Origin of the sequence: Streptomyces sp. NRRL WC-3742, assembly GCF_000720635.1 — a bacterium.
In the GTDB taxonomy this organism is placed as follows: domain Bacteria; phylum Actinomycetota; class Actinomycetes; order Streptomycetales; family Streptomycetaceae; genus Kitasatospora.
Window position 1 is genome coordinate 169169 of the sequence record NZ_JOCF01000005.1, and the last position, 19787, is coordinate 188955.

23 protein-coding genes, 1 tRNA gene and 1 pseudogene are annotated in these 19787 nt (G+C 72.6%); 11 read left to right on the plus strand and 14 right to left on the minus strand.

What is annotated here, in order from left to right:
• Window positions 1-130: 130 nt before the first annotated feature.
• From IH61_RS42545 to IH61_RS0105270, 4 genes are all read right to left on the minus strand, one after another.
• Window positions 131-1147 carry an RNA ligase family protein gene (locus IH61_RS42545; protein ID WP_051836278.1) on the minus strand — a complete coding sequence of 339 codons (1017 nt, stop codon included), beginning with the start codon at window positions 1145-1147 and terminating at the stop codon, window positions 131-133.
• Between the two features lie 143 nt (window positions 1148-1290).
• Window positions 1291-1947 carry a response regulator transcription factor gene (locus IH61_RS0105260; RefSeq protein WP_031065599.1) on the minus strand — a complete coding sequence of 219 codons (657 nt, stop codon included), beginning with the start codon at window positions 1945-1947 and terminating at the stop codon, window positions 1291-1293.
• Entirely contained in the window at window positions 1935-3218 is a 1284-nt protein-coding gene (locus IH61_RS0105265) for a sensor histidine kinase (RefSeq protein ID WP_234327035.1), read from the minus strand. Before IH61_RS0105265 ends, IH61_RS0105260 begins: the two co-directional genes overlap by 13 nt.
• A 119-nt stretch (window positions 3219-3337) precedes the next feature.
• On the minus strand, window positions 3338-3895 hold the full coding sequence (locus IH61_RS0105270; protein ID WP_031065605.1) for a TetR/AcrR family transcriptional regulator: 558 nt from the start codon (window positions 3893-3895) through the stop codon (window positions 3338-3340).
• A gap of 98 nt (window positions 3896-3993) precedes the next feature.
• On the opposite strand from IH61_RS0105270, the gene IH61_RS0105275 reads away from it, so the two are divergent.
• The 3 genes from IH61_RS0105275 (at window position 3994) to IH61_RS0105285 (ending at window position 6932) form a co-directional block, all read left to right on the plus strand.
• A complete protein-coding gene (locus tag IH61_RS0105275; RefSeq protein WP_031065608.1) occupies window positions 3994-5403 on the plus strand; it encodes an amidase in 1410 nt (469 codons plus the stop codon).
• A 152-nt stretch (window positions 5404-5555) separates the two neighbouring features.
• Window positions 5556-5891 carry a cupin domain-containing protein gene (locus IH61_RS0105280; protein ID WP_031065611.1) on the plus strand — a complete coding sequence of 112 codons (336 nt, stop codon included), beginning with the start codon at window positions 5556-5558 and terminating at the stop codon, window positions 5889-5891.
• 84 nt (window positions 5892-5975) lie between these two features.
• Window positions 5976-6932, plus strand: coding sequence for a DUF4232 domain-containing protein (locus IH61_RS0105285; protein ID WP_031065613.1), 957 nt, complete (start codon window positions 5976-5978; stop codon window positions 6930-6932).
• Window positions 6933-6938: 6 nt separating this feature from the next.
• On the opposite strand, the gene IH61_RS0105290 is transcribed toward IH61_RS0105285, so the two are convergent.
• Together IH61_RS0105290 and sigJ are read right to left on the minus strand one after the other, a co-directional pair.
• Window positions 6939-7589 (minus strand): MOSC domain-containing protein, encoded by a 651-nt coding sequence (locus IH61_RS0105290; RefSeq protein ID WP_031065617.1) that lies wholly within the window; start codon window positions 7587-7589, stop codon window positions 6939-6941.
• Between the two features lie 79 nt (window positions 7590-7668).
• Entirely contained in the window at window positions 7669-8562 is an 894-nt protein-coding gene (gene sigJ / locus IH61_RS0105295; RefSeq protein WP_031065620.1) for an RNA polymerase sigma factor SigJ, read from the minus strand.
• Window positions 8563-8639: 77 nt separating this feature from the next.
• Here sigJ and IH61_RS0105300 point away from each other — a divergent pair, with 77 nt between their 5' ends.
• Both IH61_RS0105300 and IH61_RS0105305 read left to right on the plus strand, forming a co-directional pair.
• Window positions 8640-9014, plus strand: coding sequence for a hypothetical protein (locus tag IH61_RS0105300; protein ID WP_031065623.1), 375 nt, complete (start codon window positions 8640-8642; stop codon window positions 9012-9014).
• A gap of 105 nt (window positions 9015-9119) precedes the next feature.
• Complete coding sequence (locus IH61_RS0105305) at window positions 9120-10418, plus strand: MFS transporter (protein ID WP_078910852.1); 1299 nt, start codon at window positions 9120-9122, stop codon at window positions 10416-10418.
• A gap of 129 nt (window positions 10419-10547) precedes the next feature.
• Here the strand turns inward: IH61_RS0105305 and IH61_RS48165 are convergent.
• The 3 genes and pseudogenes from IH61_RS48165 to IH61_RS0105320 form a co-directional block, all read right to left on the minus strand.
• Window positions 10548-11072: pseudogene (locus tag IH61_RS48165) on the minus strand (aldo/keto reductase); the annotation flags it as partial.
• A gap of 62 nt (window positions 11073-11134) precedes the next feature.
• A tRNA-Leu gene (locus IH61_RS0105315) sits at window positions 11135-11218 on the minus strand.
• A gap of 92 nt (window positions 11219-11310) precedes the next feature.
• Window positions 11311-11964, minus strand: a complete 654-nt coding sequence (locus IH61_RS0105320; protein ID WP_031065632.1) for a M15 family metallopeptidase — start codon at window positions 11962-11964, stop codon at window positions 11311-11313.
• Window positions 11965-12222: 258 nt separating this feature from the next.
• Here IH61_RS0105320 and IH61_RS0105325 point away from each other — a divergent pair, with 258 nt between their 5' ends.
• The 3 genes from IH61_RS0105325 to IH61_RS0105335 are packed head-to-tail and all read left to right on the plus strand — an operon-like array spanning window position 12223 to window position 15314.
• The gene (locus IH61_RS0105325; protein WP_031065635.1) at window positions 12223-12648 is read left to right on the plus strand and encodes a hypothetical protein; all 426 of its coding nucleotides are present in this window, start codon (window positions 12223-12225) and stop codon (window positions 12646-12648) included.
• A 50-nt stretch (window positions 12649-12698) separates the two neighbouring features.
• Entirely contained in the window at window positions 12699-14915 is a 2217-nt protein-coding gene (locus tag IH61_RS49465; protein WP_031065637.1) for a hypothetical protein, read from the plus strand.
• 9 nt (window positions 14916-14924) lie between these two features.
• Entirely contained in the window at window positions 14925-15314 is a 390-nt protein-coding gene (locus tag IH61_RS0105335) for a hypothetical protein (protein WP_199823267.1), read from the plus strand.
• A gap of 178 nt (window positions 15315-15492) precedes the next feature.
• Here the strand turns inward: IH61_RS0105335 and IH61_RS44190 are convergent, their stop codons facing one another.
• From IH61_RS44190 to IH61_RS0105350, 4 genes are all read right to left on the minus strand, one after another.
• Window positions 15493-15852, minus strand: coding sequence for a hypothetical protein (locus IH61_RS44190; protein ID WP_199823268.1), 360 nt, complete (start codon window positions 15850-15852; stop codon window positions 15493-15495).
• 171 nt (window positions 15853-16023) lie between these two features.
• Window positions 16024-16218 (minus strand): DUF397 domain-containing protein, encoded by a 195-nt coding sequence (locus IH61_RS0105345; RefSeq protein WP_037971658.1) that lies wholly within the window; start codon window positions 16216-16218, stop codon window positions 16024-16026.
• Between the two features lie 18 nt (window positions 16219-16236).
• A complete protein-coding gene (locus IH61_RS49885) occupies window positions 16237-16368 on the minus strand; it encodes a DUF397 domain-containing protein (protein WP_324607581.1) in 132 nt (43 codons plus the stop codon).
• Window positions 16331-17278 (minus strand): helix-turn-helix domain-containing protein, encoded by a 948-nt coding sequence (locus IH61_RS0105350; RefSeq protein WP_031065648.1) that lies wholly within the window; start codon window positions 17276-17278, stop codon window positions 16331-16333. The genes IH61_RS49885 and IH61_RS0105350 overlap by 38 nt, the downstream gene beginning before the upstream one ends.
• Before the next feature lie 160 nt (window positions 17279-17438).
• Here IH61_RS0105350 and IH61_RS40390 point away from each other — a divergent pair, with 160 nt between their 5' ends.
• The 3 genes from IH61_RS40390 to IH61_RS0105370 all read left to right on the plus strand — a co-directional run bounded on the left by IH61_RS40390 (window position 17439) and on the right by IH61_RS0105370 (window position 19370).
• The gene (locus IH61_RS40390; RefSeq protein WP_051836281.1) at window positions 17439-17855 is read left to right on the plus strand and encodes an ATP-binding protein; all 417 of its coding nucleotides are present in this window, start codon (window positions 17439-17441) and stop codon (window positions 17853-17855) included.
• 16 nt (window positions 17856-17871) lie between these two features.
• Window positions 17872-18429 carry a hypothetical protein gene (locus tag IH61_RS0105365; RefSeq protein ID WP_031065654.1) on the plus strand — a complete coding sequence of 186 codons (558 nt, stop codon included), beginning with the start codon at window positions 17872-17874 and terminating at the stop codon, window positions 18427-18429.
• A gap of 185 nt (window positions 18430-18614) precedes the next feature.
• Window positions 18615-19370 (plus strand): dienelactone hydrolase family protein, encoded by a 756-nt coding sequence (locus tag IH61_RS0105370; protein ID WP_031065656.1) that lies wholly within the window; start codon window positions 18615-18617, stop codon window positions 19368-19370.
• 6 nt (window positions 19371-19376) lie between these two features.
• On the opposite strand, the gene IH61_RS0105375 is transcribed toward IH61_RS0105370, so the two are convergent.
• Window positions 19377-19760, minus strand: coding sequence for a VOC family protein (locus IH61_RS0105375; RefSeq protein WP_031065658.1), 384 nt, complete (start codon window positions 19758-19760; stop codon window positions 19377-19379).
• Window positions 19761-19787 lie beyond the last annotated feature (27 nt).

The following is a 19787-nucleotide window of genomic DNA, read 5'->3' on the forward strand; positions in this document are numbered from 1 at the left end:
GAGCGCAGCACACCCCGTCGGCATGCCGTCATCCAAGAGGGAGACGGAGCCGACGACGCCCCCTCGACACGGCGGACGACATTCTTCCGGAACCCCTTCCGGAATCCCGTCCCGGGACCCCGTCCGAAGATCATCCGCCCCCGGGTCGCCGGTCCCGCGCGTCGAACGCCGCCAGGGAGAGCGCGCCCGGCCCGAGGGCGCGCCGCAGCGCCTCCACCTCCGTGCGGTCCAGCCCGCCCAGCGCCTCCGCGAGTTCGGCCGCCGCGTCCTCGGCGATCTCCGCCGCCACCGCCTCCACCGGCGTGCGCGGCCCCAGCTTGCTGACCGCTCCCGCCGCCCGGGCCGGGGTGAGCAGCGCCGAGGCCCGGGCGAGCAGCCACCCGGGCACCCCGGCCGCGCCCTCGGGCGGGACGAGGTACGGGCGGGCGCCGTCGTAGCGCTCGTCCTCGGCGAAGGCCCGCTGCTTCACCTTGAGCACCGGCCGGGCCTTCGCCCCCGGCACGCCGGTCTCCCACCACTCCCCGGCGGGTTTGAGGACGTACCCCTCGGCGAGGTTGTCGGCCAGTTCGGGCAGCCCGAACAGCGCCGGGACCCTGCTCGGGTACGCGACGGGCAACTGCTGCAGCGCGGTGAGCGGCCCGTGGCCGAGCAGCGGCACACAGATCAGCCCGGCCGCGTCCGCGGCGGAACGCAGCGCCCGGTCCGCCGCCCAGCGCCGCCCCTCGACCGTCTCCACGGTGGCGTCGAACGGCAGCCAGCGCAGCCCCGGCGCGTACCAGACGCCCGTCTGCACCGGCTCGGCCCCGGCCTCGACGGGCACCCGCGGGTGCGGGTACCGCCCACCGGCCAGTTCCCCGTAGACCGTCACCACCCCGCCGCCGTCCCCCCGCAGCGCGGAGGCCAACCTGGCGGCCGCCACGGCGAGTTCGGGCCAGATCCGGCTCACGCCGAAGAAGGCGTCCAGCCCCTCGTCCCCCAGCAGCTCCCGCCGCTTCGCCGCCCGCACAACACCGTCCGCCGCGCAGACCACCGCGAAGTGCGCACCGTGCACCTTCTCGGCGGCGGTCCACTCCCGGCTGCCGGGCGCGTCGGGGCGCCCCTTCGCGGGGATCTTCGGGTACGGGGTGAGGTTCTCGTCGACGGACACCCACCGATCCTCGCCGGGCCACCCGCCCCCGGGCAACGGAGATTCACCCGGCCCACCCGAAGTACGGCCTCCCTGCGCTCCGGGGGGGTCTACGGGGCCTCCAGGGTCTACGAGCCGTACGGGGTCGACGGGGTCTACGGGGCCTACGACGCGTCGATCGACCGCAGGTACGCGAGCACCGCCCGCACCCGCCGGTGGCCGCCGTCCGAGGCGGGCAGGCCGAGCTTGCCGAAGATGTTCCCGATGTGCTTGTTCACCGAGGTCTCCGCGATGAACAGCAGCCCGCCGATCGCACCGTTGCCGTGCCCCTCCGCCATCAGGGCGAGCACCTCGCGTTCACGTGAACTCAACGCCGCCAGCGGGTCGTTGCGCACCCGGCGCACCATCAGCTGGGAGATCACCTCCGGGTCCATGGCGACCCCGCCGGCCGCCACCCGCTCCAGCGCGTCCAGGAACTCCTCCACCCGGCCGACCCGGTCCTTGAGCAGGTACCCGACCCCGGCGGCGCCGTCGGCCAACAGCCGGGCGGCGTACGCGTGTTCGACGTACTGGGACAGCATCAGCACCGGCAGTCCCGGCAGCTGCTCCCGGGCGGCGACGGCGGCCCGCAGCCCCTCGTCCCGGAACCCCGGGGGCAGCCGGACGTCCAGGACGGCCGCGTCCGGGCGGTGCCGCAGCAGTGCGGGAAGCACCTCGCCGCCGTCCTCGACGGCCTCGCACACCTCGTGGCCGACACTGGTGAGCAGCAGCGAAATACCTTCCCGCAGCAGGGCGTTGTCCTCGGCGATCACGATCCGCACGGCAGCTCCACTCTCAACTCGGTCGGCCCTCCGGGCGGACTGTCCAGCTCGGTGACGCCGTCGAACGCGGCGACGCGGCGCTCGATGCCGCGGATCCCGCTGCCCGCACCGGGCACGGCGCCTCCCCGCCCGTCGTCCCGCACCACGATGTGGATCGCCCGTGCGGTGATGCGCAGGTGCACCCGGCCGTGCGCGGCTCCGCTGTGCTTGGCGGTGTTGGTGAGCGCCTCGGAGAGGACGAAGTACGCGGCGGCCTCGACCGCGACGGGGGCCCGCGTCCCGCCCGCCTCGTCCTCGACGTCCAATTCGGTGGGGATCTGGCAGGCCGCGACCAGCGAGCGGGCCGCCTCCGCGAGGCCGTGGTCGAGCAGCACCGGCGGGTAGATCGAGCGCACGGCCCCGCGCAGGGAGCGCACCGCCTGCTCGGTCACCTCGCGGGTGCGCTCGAGCATGGCGAGGGCCTCGGGCAGCCGCTCGGGTCCGGCCTCCAGCGCCCGCTTCACCAACGCCAGCCGCAGCGACACCGACACCATCCCGGCCTGCGCGCCGTCGTGCAGGTCCCGTTCGATGCGCCGCAGTTCGGCGGCGTGCGCCTCCAGCGCCTCGGCCCGGGTGACGGTCAGCTCCTGCACCCGCTCGGCCAGCGACACCCGTCGGCGGCGGGGCCGCAGCAGCGCCCGGGTGGCCAGCGCGTGCAACTGCGCGCACCAGGGCAGCAGCCACCCGGCGAGCACGGCGTACGCGAGGCCCACGGCGAAGGCCGCCGACACGGCCCACCAGGAGTCGATCTCCCAGACCAGCAGCTGCGCGGGCGCGGGCACCGCCTGCCACCACAGCGGGACGGTCAGCCAACTCGCCGCGCCCGCGCACAGCATCAGCGACAGCGCGGCGCCGAGGACGCCGAGCAGGGCGTGGACGGGCAGCCAGAGCAGGTCGGCGTAGGTGGCGCGGTCGGTCAGCATCGCCTGGGCGCGGACGAGGGGCCTGCCCTCGGCCGGCCGGTAGTCGGAGGGGATCTCGCAGTCCAACCACCGCCCGGACCACCGGCGTTGGGCGTCGGCGGCGCGCCGGAGCCGGCTCAGTGCGGGCGGCAGCAGGTACAGTCCGGGGCCGATCAGGCTCAGCACGGACACGGCGAGCAGGACGTACACCCCGGCGAGGCCCACGAGCCCCGTCCCACCGGCCGCGAGCACGTACCGCAGTGCGGCCGCGAACCGCCGCCCGAACCCCCGCAGGCCGTCCACCCCCGGCAACCCGCGTCGAACCGCCACCCCGCCTCCCACCGGCCCGGACTCCCCCGGCGGCCGACGCTACCACCGCGCCACCGACCCGCCCGTACAGCACATTCAGCGCGCCCGTACCCCACGCCTGGCGCCCCCGGACCACACACTTATCGCCCCCGAACCGCCCTCCCGAGCTGCCCGATCAGCAGTTCCTCCGCCTCTCCCGCCCCGAGCCGCCCGACCAGCACCTGCGCCGTGAGCCCGTCCGCGAGGGCGAGCAGCGTACGGGCCTCGCGGCGCGGGTCGGCGGCCCCGGCCTCGGCGAGGAGGCGGTGCAGCACCTGCTCGAACTCCTCGTACCCGGTGCGCAGCACCTCCGCCAGGGCGGGGTTGACGGCCGCCCGGGCGACGAAGGCCAGCCAGATGCGCGCCTCGGCGCGGTGCTCCTCGCGCAGCAGCGCCACCTCGGTGACGGCGTGGGCGAGGGCGTCCTCGGCGGGCCGGGCGCGGACGCGGTCGGTGATCCGCGTGCCGATGTGGGCGAGGGCGAAGCGCAGCATCTCCTCCTTGGTGCGGAAGCACCGCTGGACGGCGCCCATCGACACCTCGGCGCGGGCGGCCACGTCCCGCAGGGTGGCCCCTTCGAGTCCGCGTTCGTCGATGAGGGCGCAGACGGCCTCGGCGATCCGCCGCCGCCGCTCCTCGTGGTCGACCTGCCTGGGCAACGGATCGCTCCTTCCTCGAACTTAATCCGATGCGAGTGTATCGGTTCCTCGGCTACGGTTCCGATGCAAGCGCATCGCCAACAGGGAAGGGGCCGACCGTGCTCCTCTGGAAACTGCCCGCCGCCGCACTCGCCGCCGCCGTCCGCACCGGGGAGGTGTCCGCCCGCGAGGTCGTCGACGCCCACCTCGACCGGATCGCCGAGGTGAACCCGCAGGTCAACGCCGTCACCCAGCTCCTCGCCGACCGGTCCTGCGCCGCCGCCGACGGCATCGACCGGCGCCGCGCGGCGGGCGAGACCCTGGGCCCGCTCGCCGGGGTACCGTTCACCGTCAAGGAGTCCACCCCGATCGAGGGCGTGCCCACCACCTTCGGCCTGCGCCGCTTCTCCGCGCTCACCGCCCGCGCCGACGCCGTCCCCGTCGCCCGGCTGCGCGCCGCCGGGGCGATCCCGATCGGCCACAGCAACCTGCCGACCCTGATCCTCTCCGGCATGCACACCCGCAGCGAGCTCTACGGCGACACCCGCAACCCCTGGGACGCCACCCGCACCCCCGGCGGCAGCAGCGGCGGGGACGGCGCGGCCGTCGCCACGGGCCTGGCCCCGCTCGGGCTCGGCAACGACTCCGGCGGCTCCGTACGCGTCCCGGCCTCCTTCTGCGGCGTCGCCGCCCTCAAGCCGACCACCGGCCGCTTCCCCGCCGACCAGCGCGTCCTCGGCCCGGAGGACCCGGGGCTCGCCTCCCAACTCCTCGTCGTGGACGGCCCGCTGGCCCGTACGGTCGGAGACCTGCGGCTCGCCTACGAGACCCTGGCGGGCCCCGACCCGCGCGACCCGCGCGCCGTCCCGGTGCCGCTGTACGGCCCGGCGCCGGAGCGGCCCGTCCGCGTCGCCCTGGTCGCCGACCCGGGCGGGCACGGCGTCCACCCCACCGTCCGCGCCGCGCTCGACAGGGCCGCCGAGGCCCTGCGCGACGCCGGCCACGAGGTGCACGAACTCGCGGACCTGCCCCGCTTCGACGAGACGACGGAGTACTACCACAGCTTCCCCGTCACCGAGTTCGCCCCGAGCTGGCCCGCCGTGCGCGAGCTACTCGGCGAGGCGGCCACCCGCTACATCGACTTCACCATGCGCCGCACCCCGCCGATGGACGCGGCCGGGCTGATGCGGATGGCGAGCGCCACGGCGGGCATCCGCCGCGAATGGGCCGCGCTCATGCAGGACTACCCGCTGGTCCTCGGCCCGGTCTTCACGGAGCCCCCGGTCGAACCCGGCCTGGAGTCCAGCTCCCAGGAGGGCCGCGACCGTGTGGCCGAGGCCATGCGCCTGTGCTGCGCGACCACCCTGCTCGGCCTCCCGGCGGTCGCCGTGCCGACGGGCCTCGCGGAGGACGGCCTGCCGGTCGGCGTACAGCTCGTCGGCTCCGCCTTCCGCGAGGACCTCTGCCTCGCGGCGGCGCAGTCGGTGGAGGACCGCCTCGGCACCTTCACACCCGTCGACCCGCGCTGACGCCCGTCGCCCCGCGCTGGCACCGGTGGACCCGCGCTGACACCCGTCGACCCGCGCTGACACCGGTCGGCCCAGCATGCGTGGAAATCGCGCCACACGTTGTCTTCGAAGGCTCTGTTCCGCTTCGGTCCGTACACGGCAGGCTGGCGGACATGCAGACAGAGATCCTTGATCAGGAGGGCTACGCCTCCTCCTTCGTCGACGACGCCCCGGCCCACCAGCTGTTCCCGGGCATCCAGTTGCGCACCCTGTGGCAGGGGGCGGGCGGGTCCTCCGCCCACGTGGTGCAGCTGGAGGCGGGTTCCACCTGGGAGGGGCGCGACGTCCACGAGCCCGGTCCGGAGGAGGTCTACGTGGTGTCCGGCACCTTCAACGACGGGGCCCGCGACTACCCCGCCGGAACGTTCCTGCACGCCCCGGCCGGGTCCTGGCACGTGCCGTCCAGCAGCACCGGCTGCACCCTGTTCGTCTTCTACCCCGAGGGCTGACCGCCCGCCACCCGTTGCAGGGCTGTTCCACAACGAGTGGCGGGCGCCACAGCCACGCCCTCCCGTTCGTGATCGAATCAGCCGATGCGCCGACCTTCCCGCCCCCGGAGCCCGTTCACCGCCGCCACGGTGGCGGTCTCGGCCGCCGCCGCCCTCCTCACGAGCTGCGGCACCGTCCAGGTCGGAAGCACCGGAAGCACCGGAAGCGCCGGAAGCAATGCCGAACCCACCTCGACGACCACCGGCCCCTCCTGCACCCCGAGCACCGGCGCGAACACCCCCGCGAACACCAGCGCGAGTACCCCCACGAGCACCGGCGCGAGCCCCGGCGGCATCCGGTTCACCCTCAGCGGCCCCGGCTGCACCGAGTACGAGGTGACCAACCAGGGCACCGCACCGGCCGACGTCACCGTGCTGCTCAACCGCCTCACCGCCAACGGCGAGGCCCTGGAGAACCTGCCCCACACCGTGACCGCCCTCGCCCCCGGCGCCACCGACCGCGGCCGGCTCAGCCTCGGCACCGCCGGCACCGGCGGTACCCCCGCCCGCCTGAAGGTCCTCTCCGTCCGCAGCGTCCCCAGCGCCGAGGCCCCGAAGCCCACCGGCGACTGCCCCGCGTCGGGCCTGCGCCTGTACGCGGACCAGGGCGACGCCGCGATGGGCCTGCGCGCGGTCGGCCTGCTGCTGCAGAACTGCGGCACCACCCCCGTGACCCTCGACGGCTACCCGCAGCTCCAACTCCTCGACCTGGAGCACCAGCCCGTCGACGGCATCCACCTCCTCTCCGGCGGCACCGAGATCGCCACCGGCACCGGCGCCGACGCCCCGCCGAAACGATTCACCCTGCGCCCGGGCGAACGCGCCCGGTCCACCCTCGTCTGGCGCAACACCACCCAGGACGGCGCCCCGGTCAACGTCCCCTACGCCCGCGTCCGAGCCACCCCGACCGCCGCCCCCGTCATGGTCACCCCGGAATTCGACCTCGGCACCACCGGCCGCCTCGGCATCGGAGCCTGGCAACGCCAGGCGAGCACCCCGTAGGTCCGCCTACCCGACCCGCCGCCGCACCAGCTCCCGCGCCTCCTCGGGCAGTTCCTCCACGCCCACGAGGAGCGGCAGCAGCTCCGGCTCCCGCGTCAGCGCCCGGAAGGCGAGCGCGACCGTCACCCCGTGGCCGGGCCGGCGGACGATCTCGATCGCGTCCCCCGCCCGGATCTCACCGGGCTCGATCACCCGCAGGTAGGCGCCGGGCAGCGCGGCCTCCGTGAACCGCTTGATCCAGCCGGCCCGCTCCAGCCACCCCTGGAAGGTCGAGCACGGCACCCGCGGGCAGGACACCTCCAGCACCACCCCGCCCGTCCCGATCCGCCAGCGCTCCCCGATCAGCGCGCCGTTGACGTCCAGCCCCCGCGTGGTCAGGTTCTCCCCGAAGACCCCGTTGCTCAGCGGCCGCCCCAACTCGGGCTCCCAGCCGTCGAGGTCCTCCCGCGCGTACGCGTACACGGCCTGGTCCGCCCCGCCGTGGTTCTTGACGTCGAACACCCGGTCCCCGGCGAGCCCGACGTCCCCGGCCCCCTTCGGCCCCGGCACGGTGACGGCCACCGGCCCCTCGACGGGCCGCTTGTCGATGCCCGTCTCGCCCGTGGCCTTCCACGGATTGACCTTCGGCCTGCCGATGTTGACGGAGAGCAGCCTCATACCCTCCACGGTACGGCACTACGGATGTAGTGCCACTACTTCCGTAGTGGCACTACATCCGTAGTAACCGCCGTGGGCGCTAACCCTCCCCCGCCCAGGACCCCAGCTTCTCCGGATTCCGTACCACCCAGATCCGGCTGACCCGCCCGTCCGCCACGTCGAACGCCGCCACCGTCACCACGACCCCGTCCCGCAGGGCCACCAGCCCCGGCAGGCCGTTGACCGACCGCTCCACCAGTTCCAGCCCAGGCGCCATCCCCGCGATGGCCACCATGTACTGGGCGATCCGCGCCCCGCCCTCGACCGGCCGCAGCACGGCGCCGACCATCCCACCGCCGTCCGCCGTCATCACGGCCGCCGGGTCCAGAACGGCGACGAGCGCCGCCACGTCCCCGCCCTCCCAGGCCGTCTTCACCCTCCGCACGAGCTCGGCCCGCGCGAGCTCCGCCCGCCCGTCCACAGCCACCGGCGCCCGCTCGGCCGCCGCCACCCGCCGCCGCGCCGAGGACGCCAGCTGCTTGCAGGCCGCGGCCGTACGCCCGAGGACCTCCGCGATCTCCGCGAACGGGTACCGGAACACGTCGTGCAGCACGAACGCCACCCGCTCGGCCGGCGTCATCGTCTCCAGCACGACGAGGAACGCCATGCCCACCGACTCGTCCAGCACCACCGCGTCGGCCACGTCACCGACGCACCCCGGCAGCGGCTCCGGCAGCCACGCCCCGACGTACCGCTCCCTTCGCACCCTCGCCGAGCCGAGCACGTCCAGGCAGATCCGCCCGGTCACCGTCGTCAGCCACGCCCCCGGCGAGGCGATCTCCTCCCGCCGCGCCCCGGGCAGCGCGTACCACCGCGCGTACGCCTCCTGCACCGCGTCCTCGGCCTCGACCAGCGATCCGAGCAGGCGGTACCCGATGTTGATCAGCCGACCCCGCTCACCGGCTATCCGGCCGTCGACAGCCTCCACACCCAACCGCCTTACCTTTCGCGGGCCCGCTTCGTCGAAGGATCGAGAGAGCCAGACCCTACCGACCCGGAAGAGGACCCGACATGGCCACCACCACCCCCACGACGCGCAGCGCCTTCCCCTTCCTCCGCCTCGCCATCGCCCTCCAGACCCTCACGATCTTCACCCAGGCCGTCTCCGCGGGCCTGCTCCTGACGACCCACTACGGCGAGACCCTCCACAGCGCCGGAGCCCGCGTGATGTACGGCGCCTCCATGCTCTACCTGCTGGCGGCCGTGCTCGCCTGGAAGCCGGGCGGCGGCCCGCTGCGCCCGGTGTGGCACGCGTCGGGCTTCCTGGTGCTCGCCTCCGTGCAGGTGGTGCTTGGCATCGCGCACGTCCCGGCGGTCCACCTCCCGCTGGGCGTCCTGATGTTCGGCCTGAGCGTCCTCGCGCTCGCGGGCACTCGGGATCGGTGACGGGATCGGCGACCGGAACGGTGACGGCGCGAACCCGCCAGCCGTCCCCCGCCCGGACTGTTGCACTGGGACGGTCCCGAACCACCGTGCACAGAACGGATGTTCATGCCCCGCCCACCCTTTCTCGATCGGCTCGGCGTCCCCGCCGTCATGCTCGGGATCTTCGCCATCGTCACGACGGAGATCCTGCCGATCGGCCTGCTCACCTCCATCGGCGCCGAGTTCACCGTCTCGGACGGCCTCGCGGGCCTGATGATGACCATGCCGGGCTTCCTCGCCGCCGTCGCCGCCCCGCTGGTGACGACGGCGACGGCCCGGGTGGACCGCCGCCGGATGCTGGCCGCGTTCATGCTGCTGCTCGCCCTGGCGAACGCGCTGGCCGCCGTGGCCACCGGCTTCTGGCTGGTGCTGGTCTCGCGCGTCCTGGTGGGCGTCACCATCGGCGGCTTCTGGTCGATCGGGGCGGGCCTGGCCGAGCGGCTGGTCCCGGAGCACCGGGCCGCCCGTGCGACCTCGGTGATCTTCGCCGCCGTCCCGCTGGGGTCTGTGCTGGGCGTCCCGGCCGGGACGTTCATCGGCGAACTGGCGGGCTGGCGAACGGCCTTCGCCGCCCTGGCCGCCCTGTCGGTCGCCGTCCTGGCCCTCCTCCTGGCGGCCGTACCGCCACTGCCTCCCACCGGGACCACCCGTCTGAGCGCGATCGGCGCGGTCGCCCGCCGCCCGGGCAGCCGCTTCGCCCTGCTGCTCACCTTCCTGATCGTGCTGGCCCACTTCGGCGCCTACACCTACGTGACGCCGTTCCTCGAGCAGGTCACCCACGCGGGCCCGGGCCTGGTCACCGCCCTGCTGCTGCTCTACGGGGCCGCCGGGATCGTCGGCAACTTCGCGATCGGAGCGCTGGTCTCCCGCCGCCCCCGCCTCGGGTTCGCCGTCGCGGCGGGCCTCCTGGCGGGCGCCACCGCGCTGCTGCCGGTGCTGGGCGGCTCGAGGGCGGGCGCGCTCGCGCTGCTGGTCGTGTGGGGCGTGGCGTACGGGGCGGTGCCGGTGTCGTCCAGGACCTGGTTCGCCCGGGCGGCCGTGGACGCGCCGGAGGAAGCCTCCGTCCTGTTCACAGCCTCGTTCCAGGCGACGATCTCCCTCGGCGCGCTCGCCGGGGGCGCCGTCGTGGACCGCGCCGGGGTCTCAGCGGTGATGATCCTCGCGGGCCTGACCGCCGCCCTGGCGCTCCTCGCCCTCCAGGGCCACCGCGAGGGACGCCGGAACCGCCGCTGGAGCCGCCGCGAGGGCGGCCACGTTCGCCTCCAGGTGCGCGACCCGCGTCGTCCCGGTCAGCACGACGGCCCGCCGGAACGCGCCCGCGTGGAAGGCGAACGGATTCACCGGGGCGCCCGCCAGCGCCCCTGACGCCATCGGCCGGTTCAGCAGCGGCAGTGGCAGCGCAGCCCGCTCCCGTTCCCGTGCCCGCTCCCGTTCCCGGTACACGGCCGCGAACCCGGTCCCGGAGGCGTTCGCGGGAAACTGCACGGTGTCGAAGACCTCCGCGTCCAGCGCCGCCCGCAACGCCTCCTCCGAGGAGACGCTCACGCCGACCGCCCCCACCTCACCCGAGGCCCTCAGCCCCTCGAACCAGCCGATCAGCCGCTCGTCCCGCAGGTCCTCGACGGTGCACTTGTGCAGCTGGAGCAGGTCGACCCGCCCCAGCAGCCGCCGCGACCGCCCGTAGCTCTCCTCCAGCGCTCCGACCGAGTGGTCCGGCGGCCCACCGCCCTCCGGCGCCGGCCAGGTCTCCCCGCACTTCGTCGCCACCAGCAGCTCCCCGCGCCGCCCGGCGGGCAGCGAGGCCAGGTACTCCCCGAGCACCGCCTCGCTCCGCCCGTACGCGGCGGCGGTGTCGAGGAACCGGACGCCCAGCTCGACCGCCCGCTCCAGCAGCGCCCACGCCTGCTCGGGCTCGCACACCTCCGCGTCCGGCCGGGGCCACGGCCGCCCGATCCCGATCAACCCGAGCCCGAGCTCGACGCCCGTGACCGCAGCGCCGTACCGACCGATCCCCGCCATGAAACCCCCGACCGAGAGAGCAAAACGGCCGGTCGACTGTTGAGTCGACCGGCCGTTCTCTGTGCGCGAGGGGGGAGTTGAACCCCCACGCCCTTTCGGGCACTGGAACCTGAATCCAGCGCGTCTGCCTATTCCGCCACCCGCGCATCTGGGTGATGGGTTAAGCATAGACCATGGTCAGGGGTGCTTCTGACCACGGGAAAATGGCCGCAGAGCCGGGGGCGGTCCCGTTCATTCCCTACGGGAGGTCGACCGGCCCGTAGCAGGCCGCGTCCCGGCCCGTGGCCAGCGCCCAGTACCGGTCGCCGTACGACCAGTGCCACCACTCCGTCCGGTAGTTCACCAGCCCGGCCGCCGTCAGCACGGCGCCGAGCAGTGCCCGGTTGGCGCGGGCCTCCTCGCCGATACCGGGGGCGTCGGTGTAGCAGGCGCCCTCGCTCTCCTCCGGGGAGGCGTTCATCGGCGTGCCCAGGTCGAGTTCGCGCCCGTCCGCGTCGGCCAGGGTGAGGTCGACGGCCGCGCCGGCGCTGTGCGGCGCGATCTCGGGCGGCGACACGTACCGGCTGGCCGCCTCGCGGGTCCGCTCGGCGGTCCAGTCCGGGTGGGCGGCCCGCAACTCGTCCGCGTACTCCTCGAAGTACTCCCGCTGGAGCGCCGGCGGCCGGTACCCCTCGACGAACAGCAGCCGTACGCCCTCGGGCAGCTGCGCCTGGGCGGCGAGCAGCCGCGCCACCACCCCCTCCCGCAGGTGCGCGAACGCGTCCGCCGCGTCCCGCTTGCGCGCGTCGACCAGCAGGGACCCGCCCTCGCGGACGTCGACGAGCCGTTCCCCGCAGTCCGCGACGGGTACGGCGGCGACCTTCGGATCCGACATCAACACGATCTCGCTCATGCGGTGATCATCCCCCCACGAACTCCCCGCGCCACCAGCCTCCCCCGCCCCCTGCCCGAACTCCTGACCCGAACTCCGGACCCGCACAAGCAAATTCGTGCCCGCAGCACCTGCAACCGCCGGACACTCCCCGGGCGCCTGATAGGTACGCACCGAGCGCACCACCGGCCCGGCAGGACGCTGCCGCACCGCCGCTCGGCGCCCAGCCGGCAGCGGCTTCGAGAACGACTTCGAGAAGGACTTCGAGGGGGACGGCACATGAGCGACCGCGCGACCGCGTTCGACCGGATGATGAACCCGTGGGCCTACGACGAGAACGGCGAGCTCACCGCCCGGGCCCGCGCCCAGGAGAGCGCCCGTACGCAGCTCAACTCCGCCCGCAGCAGCACGGGCACCGGCTTCAGCGCCGACACGGGCGCGCTCACCACCGCCGCCGGCAACGCCGAGCAGATCCACGGCCGCCTCACCGCCGACGGCCACTCCGCCGACGAGGCCACCGGCAAGGTCACCACCGCGCTCGCCGACTGGGCCACCGGCAAGGCCGCGAAGACGGCCGCCACCAACTGGGACCAGTGCGTCGACGCCCTCGCGAAGACCATCGGCGAGACCTCCCAGGCCCTGCGCGCCACCGCGGCCAACTACCAGCGCCAGGACGCCGCGCTGCGCCGCCACATGACCTTTTGACGGCACCTTCTGACAGCACCACCAGCAGGACGACGGGGGAACGCACGCTCATGGTCGACTTCCACGCACTCAGCACCGCCGACTTCGCAAGCCTCGACACCGCCGCCAACGCCTGGACCACCGTCGCCCAGAAACTCCGGGCGATGGACGAGGACTGGAAACAGACGGTCACCGCCCGGTTCGAGGCCGGCAGCGACACCTGGTCGGGCGCCGTCGCCGACCTGGCCCGCCCCAAACTCGCCTTCACCAACCAGCAGTTGACGGCCGCCGCAGGCGAAGCGGACGCCTTTGCCAAGGTGTTCAGGGACGCCGCCACCGAATTCCGGGCCGCCCGCGCCAAGTTGGACAAGACCCTCACCGACGCCCACACCACCGGGCTCACCGTCACCGACACCGGCGCCGTCACCTGGCCGCGCGCCGATGCCGCCACCCGGCACGACGTGGACGGCTACAGCGCCTACCTCCAGGAGTGGCAGCCCAAGGCCGAAGCCGCCCGCAGGGCCATCGACGCCGCCGTGGCCGAGGCCACCGCCGCCGACGAACGGCTCGCCGCCCTGCTCACCACGGACGCCAAGACCGACGCGACCCACACCTTCAACTCCGTCGCCGCCTTCGCGGACGCCGACCGCGCGGCAGCACTCCTGCGCAAGGGCGGGGACATCAGCGACACCGAACTCGCCGAACTGACAAGGCTGCTGGATGCCGACTGGCGCGACCCGGCCTTCTCCACCCGGTTCTACCAGGACCTCGGCCCGGACGGCCTCACCTCCGCCCTCTTCGGCATGCTCGGAGACCCGAAGAAGCGCCCCGGCGGGCCGAAGGACCCGCGCTGGGCGGCGTACAACTCCCTCCAGGACAGGCTCGGACTCGCCCTGGCCACCGCCACCCGCCAGACCAACGAGCCCCACCTGTCGGACGATTGGGCCGCAGCCTTCCGCAAGGCGGGCACGAAGGTGGCGACCCCGTACCCGCCGCCGAACCCCCAGCTCATGGGCTACCAGCTGCTCGCACCGCTGCTGACCAGCGGCGACTACGACCCGCACTTCATCATCCCGATCGCCGAGCACATCACCCAGCTGGACGCGGGGCTCAAGGGGAACTGGCCGCTGCTGGACATCGCGGGGATGGCGCCGGGATCGATACCGATCACCGACCAGCCGACGACGGACCTGCTCACCGCGCTCGCCCACAGCCCGGCCGCGTCCAACGAGTTCTTCACCAGCGCGCACACCGCCTACAACAGCGACGGCACGGTCAACGCCGACCCCAACGCCAAGCACAGGCCCGCCGACTACCTCGACTACTACGTCCACGAGAAGGACTGGCAGGACATCGCCACCGACCCGGACAACCGGAAGAATCGTGGCGTCCTCGCCCTCGGCAGCGCGCTCGAGTCGGCGACGAAGGCCGACCCGCTGCACCTGCCGGCCACCGGCCACGACCAGCACGAGGCCGACCTGATGAAGCGGGTCGTCGGCATGTTCGGCACACAGGGCGGTGACGGCGCTCTCGGCGACATCATGAACAGCGACGGGAAGCTGGCCGCGCTCAAGCCGAGCCTGGCCCGGATGAGCGCCGACTACATCGCGGACGTGCAGCGCGCGATGGTCACCGGCAGCACCCTCCCCAACAGCGGCTACCCCGTCGCCTTCGACTCCACGGCGACCAAGAGCCTGCTGGAGGCCCTCGGCCGCGACCCCGACTCGTACGCCATCGTCGCCAACGCCAACCAGGGGCACACGGCCGCCGTGCTACGGGAGTACATCGCGGGGGCCGACAAGGCGGATTTGTCATTGGTCACGCACGTCAAGGAGGCCACGTACTACAGCGGGGTGGTGGACGGGCACCTCAGCGAGTCGAGGGTCATCGGCGTGCACGACCAGCACATCGCGTCCGACCAGGCGTACAACGACGCGCTGGACCGGAACGGCGGGTACGCGAAGACGGGCTTCGAGAAGGCGCTGGGTCTGGTCCCGCACGGAGACAAGCTGACCGCGCCCGCCGACAAGATCTTCGACATGCTGATCGAGTCCAACAAGATCGACACCACCCAGGTGGCCGTGCAGGATGGAAAGGTCATCTTCAACGGCGCCGGCGACAGCCTCACCAGCGGCGTGCAACAGGCCATCACGGATGCCGCAGGAGACTCCCGCCTCAGCCCGGCGGACATCCAGGCCCTCATCACGGAGGGCAAGATCGACGCGGACACCGGCTTCTCGAAGGGCGCGGCGTACAACCTCGTCGTCAACGCGAAGGGCAGTCATTAGTGAGATCGAATGTCCCGTAGGCCGAACACCGACCCCGGAATCAGCTCACTGCTGGTCGGCGTCTGCCCGGGACTGCCCAACTGCAGCATCGTCCACACGTACCTTTTCGTGGACGGCCTCGACGTGATCACGCGCAGCAACGCCTACGCCGTCGGCGCTCCTCCGGGTCTGCTCCTCAGACCCGGAGGGCCGCTGTACCCGCTGGAACAAGCGCGCGTGGTGGAGCTGGCCGCAGGCGTCGAGGTGCGGATCCGACTCCGGGGCCGGGCGGTCGTCTGGGGCGATCTGATGTACCCGGGCGAGGAGGCCGGGGTGGTCGAGGAGGTCCGCTTCGACCTGGCCCAGTACCTCACCGAAATCGAGCGGGGCTACCACCGTTGGGGGCGCGGCGCCGAGTGAGGGCCCGTCGCATGGCTCAGTCCATGGCCGGGCAGTCCCGCTCGGCCGCGTCGATAGTCGGAGGGACGTCACCTCCACCACCTCGACCACCCGCACCGGCCCGGGCCCGAGCACGGGCCCGGGCGTGAACACCTCCGTGAGCAGCCGGGCATCGATCGCGTGGGACATGCCCGCGAGCCTAGGGTTTGGTCAGCCGCAGGTACCACCACGGCCACCTCGGAGCGTCGAACCAGCCGCCGAAGAGCCGCCGGGCGGCATGCGGGTCCGGCAGCGTACGGCGTTCGAACTCCGCGTCGAGCCTGGAGACGACCCGGTTCAACTCCCGCCGCGCGGAGAGCGGTAGAGCGCAGAGCATGGCCTGCACCTCGTCCCGCGCGCCGAGCACGTCGTGGCAGGGGCAGTCGGAGAGAGGCACGTAGAGCCACCGCCCGGGCTGCCGCAGGAACTGCTCGTACTGGCCGAGCGCCTCGCTCAGGCACCCGGGAGAGAACCGCTGGGCTTCGAGGCGCCGCACGGCGGCCTGGGCGCTCCGCCTCATGCCTCGGACTTGGCTGAACGGCCGGTCCTGTCGGCCCCGGACCGCCCGCATCTGGGCGCGCACCGCGCCGGGCGACCTACGCGGCATCGCCCTTTCGGAGAGAGATCATGCGCCCACCCTGGCACGCCCGACCCGGGCCTGTCTCCCCGATTATCGACGATGGACGTAGCGTCACAGCCCCGTCGGGAGATCCCCCTCGCGGACGGCGGAGACGAACGACGCCCAGGCAGCGGCCGGGAAGAGCAGCACCGGCCCCTGCGGGTCCTTCGAGTCACGCACGGGGACGAGGCCGGGGAACCCGGGGGCCACCTCGATGCAGTTCCCGCCGTTGTCGTGGCTGTAGCTGCTCTTCCGCCAGGTCAACATGGTTGCCTCCCAAGGGTCCTACGCCGAAAGCTCGCCCTCACGGACGGCCACAACGAAGGCTTCCCAAGCGGCGGCGGGGAAAACGAGCATCGGCCCCTGCGGGTCCTTGGAATCACGTACGGGGACGAGGCCGGGGAACCCGGGGGCCACCTCGATGCAGTTGCCGCCGTTGTCGCCGCTGTAGCTGCTCTTCCGCCAGGCACTCACGGCGAGCCCGTTGCTCATCATCTCTGAAACCCTCCAGCGCTTCGGCAATCAAACGCAGCGAGTCGACCTCTGACAGGCATCCTGCGCGGAGCTGATCATAACGACGCTGATGCTTGACCACAGTCTCGGACTTGGCGCTCAGATGCCCACGGTCGAGGCTCTCCGAGTAGACCATGCGCTGCCCGTCCGGCAGCTCCAGCAGCACCATATCCAAGTTGATGAGAGTCCGCCGATTCGCAAACGACGCCACATGGATGACGATGTTGGGGTGCCGCGCCGCCTTCAAGAGGAACTCCATTTGAGCTCGCATCACACGTGGCCCACCAACAACGGTGCGGATGGCACTCTCATCGAGAATGACAAGCAGCAGAGGTCCATCCGGCGCAAGCATGCGCTCCTGCCGAGCGAGCCGAGCCCGCATCAGCTCCTCGATCTCCTCCTCTTTGCCCGCCGCATCGCCCGACTCGAACATTGCTCGCATGTACTGCCGACACTGCAACGGGCCGTACATCATGCCACCCTGGTACACCCGAATCCCTACGGCTATTCCCTCGTTCTCCACAAACTCCTGGAACCAATCCGGGTGCTCGATGTCCGCGTGCCAGTCCACCCGTTCCCACAGGCGCACCAGCAAGCCTCCCATGCACAACTCTTTGTCGGCCCGCTCCACCATGTCGCGGTCCATCGCCCGCTTCCCACTCTCGTAGCGAGTGATCAGCGATCGATCGCAGTGCAGTCGCTTTCCCAACTCCTCCTGCTTGAGCCCGCGTTGCTCTCGTGCGAACCTCAGCGCTTCGCCGAACAGCGCCGCCGGACTGCTGGTCGTACCGTTCTCAAGTCGCCGGTGTGACATGCCGTCTACCTCACGTGCCAGGGGGTCTCACCACGCCAATCTGGCCATCAAGGTAATCGCGCCGCCCGAGAATTGATACCGGAACGCGATCTTTCGCGTGCACAGCGTGACCAGCGCGCTCCGTTCGTACGCCCCTAATCCGCCCCCGAGGTGCCTCGCCATGCTCGAAACCTGCTGCCGCCCCCACCCGTTCGCCACCCGCCTCGACTCCTGCATCGAAGCCACCCCCCGCGCCCGGCACCTCCTCCGCGCCTACCTCTCCGGCCTCCCCACCGGCCCCCTCTACTTCGACATCGCCGAACTCCTCCTCAACGAGCTGTTCGCCAACGCCGTCCAGCACTCCGACGCCCCCGACGACCGCCACATCGAGATCCACTTCGCCCTCACCGGCGATCTCCTCCGCCTCGAGGTCCACGACGCGGGCACCGGCCACCCCACCCTCCGGCCGTCGCAGCCCGACGACGAGCGCGGGCGCGGGCTGTTCCTGGTCAACGAGCTGGCCGAGCGCTGGGGCTGCTGCCCCCGCACCGGCGGCATCGGCAAGTACGTCTGGGCCCTCATCGCCCCCACCACCTGAACAGGAACCTCCACCCATGCGACTCGCCCTCACCGCCCGCCATCTCCTCCACACCGGCGCCACCCCCGCCGAGGCGTACGCCAGCCTCGCCCGCCGCACCCGCGACCCCCTGCGCGCCGCCCGAGCCGTCTGCGCGGCCCTCACCATCCCCGCCGCCGAAGCCAACCGCCGCCTCGACGACTGCTACCACGCCCTCCTCGCCAACCCACGCCCCAACTCCGAACACGACACAGGCGAACTCCTCGAAGCCCTCGGCGTGTTCGACGTCCCCAAACACCTCGACGACCGCGAACGAGCCATCGTCGACCTCTTCCACACCGCCATCGACGCCCTCGGCGGCATCCGCGCCGGCCACCACCACGGACTCACCCGCTGGATCACCACCGGCAACCTCACCACCGCCTACCTCTCCCTCACCGCCGCCACCCCCCTCCCCCGCACCGGCGACCCCACCCACTACTGGACCACCCTCACCACCGCCGGCGAACTCCTCACCACCACCCCCAACCCCGACCCCCGCCTCACCTACGCCCTCATCCAATGCCGCCTCAACGCCACCCGGGCAGCCCGGTGAAAAACCAGTGGCACATATCCGGACAGACTGCTAGCTTTCCGGTGTCCGTGACGCAGATGTTGGAGGTGAGACCCGTGAACGCAGTAACCGCATGGGTGCTCCCCCATTTCCTCACGGCCGGGCGACAGACGTAGGCATCGCCGGGAGCGCCTCTCCACCGCAGGCATTCCCGAAAGGCAAGACCTATGTCTCCTTCTCTGCTCTTCACCACCGACTCCACCTCGCCGGGCATCCGCGAGCGTGAGTTCACCGTCGACGGCGTCCCGGGCGTCCTCTGGTCCCCCGCCTCCGAAGACGCGCACCGGGCGCCCCTGGTCCTGATGGCCCACGGCGGCGGCCGCCACAGGAAGCACCAGTCCATGGCGGGCCGCGCCTCACGCCTCGTCGCGGACCAGGGCTTCCACGTCGCCGTCCTCGACCTCCCCGCCCACGGCGACCGTCCGCGCTCGGCCCACGACGAGGCGGAGATCGCCGAGATGCACCGCGCCCGCCAGGCCGGCGAATCGGTCGCACCCGTCGCCATCCGCTGGAACGCGCACCTCGCGGAGATCGCCGCCCCGGAGTACCGCGCCCTCCTGGACGCCCTCCAGGCCCTCCCCGAGATCGGCCCGGACGGCCCGGTCGGCTTCGTCGGCCTCGCCCTGGGCACGGCGATCGGCATCCCGTACGTGGCCTCCGACCCCCGCATCACCGCCGCCGTCTTCGGCCTCCACTGGCCGGACGAACTGGCCGCGCACGCGCGGCGCATCACCGTCCCGGTCCAGTACGCGATGCAGTGGGACGACGAGGTGATCCCCCGCGAGGCATCACTCGCCCTGTTCGACGCCTTCGCCTCCCCCGCGAAGACCCTCCACGCCAACGCGGGCCGCCACATGGCCTACCCGCGCTTCGAGGAAGCCGACAGCGCCGCCCGCTTCCTCGCCCGCCACCTGACCCACTGACCCCCTCTACGACTTCATGGCGGCCAGATCCGACTCACTGCGCAACACGCAGAACTCGTTCCCCTCCGGATCAGCGAGCACGGCCCACCCCGACCCGTCCGGATTCCGCCGATCCGCGACAAGCGTCGCCCCGAGGCCCAGCAACCGCTCGACCTCCTCCTCCCGCGTCGACTGCGGCCGCAGACACAGGTGCAACCGGTTCTTGACCGTCTTCGGCTCGGCCACCTGGCTGAAGTACAACACCGGCCCCTCCGCCATCACCACCTGCACCTCGTGATCCCCCGGCCTGTCCTCCTCCCCCAACGGCCGCCCGGTCACCTCACTCCAGAACCGCGCCAACCCATACGCATCCGCACAATCAATCGCCACGTTCTGCAACACCGAAACCATGCCCGCCACCCTCCCCCACATCCCCCG

What these genes read in the sequence shown, in the direction of transcription:
- IH61_RS49465 (WP_031065637.1), top strand. Translation starts at nt 12,699, where the DNA reads ATGGTCGACTTCCACGCACTCAGCACCGCCGACTTCGCAAGCCTCGAC.
- IH61_RS0105370 (WP_031065656.1), top strand. Translation starts at nt 18,615, where the DNA reads ATGTCTCCTTCTCTGCTCTTCACCACCGACTCCACCTCGCCGGGCATC.
- IH61_RS0105285 (WP_031065613.1), top strand. Translation starts at nt 5,976, where the DNA reads ATGCGCCGACCTTCCCGCCCCCGGAGCCCGTTCACCGCCGCCACGGTG.
- IH61_RS0105290 (WP_031065617.1), bottom strand. Translation starts at nt 7,589, where the DNA reads ATGAGGCTGCTCTCCGTCAACATCGGCAGGCCGAAGGTCAATCCGTGG.
- IH61_RS0105345 (WP_037971658.1), bottom strand. Translation starts at nt 16,218, where the DNA reads ATGTTGACCTGGCGGAAGAGCAGCTACAGCCACGACAACGGCGGGAAC.
- IH61_RS0105375 (WP_031065658.1), bottom strand. Translation starts at nt 19,760, where the DNA reads ATGGTTTCGGTGTTGCAGAACGTGGCGATTGATTGTGCGGATGCGTAT.
- IH61_RS0105365 (WP_031065654.1), top strand. Translation starts at nt 17,872, where the DNA reads ATGCGACTCGCCCTCACCGCCCGCCATCTCCTCCACACCGGCGCCACC.
- IH61_RS0105320 (WP_031065632.1), bottom strand. Translation starts at nt 11,964, where the DNA reads ATGAGCGAGATCGTGTTGATGTCGGATCCGAAGGTCGCCGCCGTACCC.
- IH61_RS0105325 (WP_031065635.1), top strand. Translation starts at nt 12,223, where the DNA reads ATGAGCGACCGCGCGACCGCGTTCGACCGGATGATGAACCCGTGGGCC.
- IH61_RS0105305 (WP_078910852.1), top strand. Translation starts at nt 9,120, where the DNA reads ATGCCCCGCCCACCCTTTCTCGATCGGCTCGGCGTCCCCGCCGTCATG.
- IH61_RS44190 (WP_199823268.1), bottom strand. Translation starts at nt 15,852, where the DNA reads ATGAGGCGGAGCGCCCAGGCCGCCGTGCGGCGCCTCGAAGCCCAGCGG.
- IH61_RS0105335 (WP_199823267.1), top strand. Translation starts at nt 14,925, where the DNA reads ATGTCCCGTAGGCCGAACACCGACCCCGGAATCAGCTCACTGCTGGTC.
- IH61_RS0105300 (WP_031065623.1), top strand. Translation starts at nt 8,640, where the DNA reads ATGGCCACCACCACCCCCACGACGCGCAGCGCCTTCCCCTTCCTCCGC.
- IH61_RS0105280 (WP_031065611.1), top strand. Translation starts at nt 5,556, where the DNA reads ATGCAGACAGAGATCCTTGATCAGGAGGGCTACGCCTCCTCCTTCGTC.
- IH61_RS40390 (WP_051836281.1), top strand. Translation starts at nt 17,439, where the DNA reads ATGCTCGAAACCTGCTGCCGCCCCCACCCGTTCGCCACCCGCCTCGAC.
- IH61_RS0105350 (WP_031065648.1), bottom strand. Translation starts at nt 17,278, where the DNA reads ATGTCACACCGGCGACTTGAGAACGGTACGACCAGCAGTCCGGCGGCG.